The sequence below is a fragment of the Rhizobium ecuadorense genome (genome assembly GCF_001187535.1).
GTDB lineage: Bacteria > Pseudomonadota > Alphaproteobacteria > Rhizobiales > Rhizobiaceae > Rhizobium > Rhizobium ecuadorense.
In genome coordinates this window covers 1-219 of record NZ_LFIO01001097.1, presented here as the reverse complement: position 1 = coordinate 219, position 219 = coordinate 1, and the positions used below count along the sequence as shown (strand labels likewise).

The 219-nt window shown below is 55.3% G+C and carries 1 protein-coding gene; it reads right to left on the bottom strand.

Features of this window, described 5'->3' with window-relative positions:
• Positions 1-219: amidohydrolase family protein (locus AF337_RS22130; RefSeq protein ID WP_152971152.1), on the bottom strand; the 219-nt coding region annotated here is incomplete at both ends.

Genomic DNA, 219 nt, shown 5'->3' with positions numbered 1-219 from the left:
AGAGCGCTGTAGTCCTGCGCGCCAAACACCACCTTTCCGTCCATAATAGTCAGTACAGAGGATATAGAGCTGATTTGATCTTCCGGCACGGCGAAGTAGTCCCTGTCGAGAACGGCGAAGTCTGCCAGATTTCCGGGTGCGATTATGCCTAGTTCGGCTTCTGCATTCATGAACCAGGCGGCACCGCTGGTGAACAGTTTCAGCGCCTCGGTGCGTGAC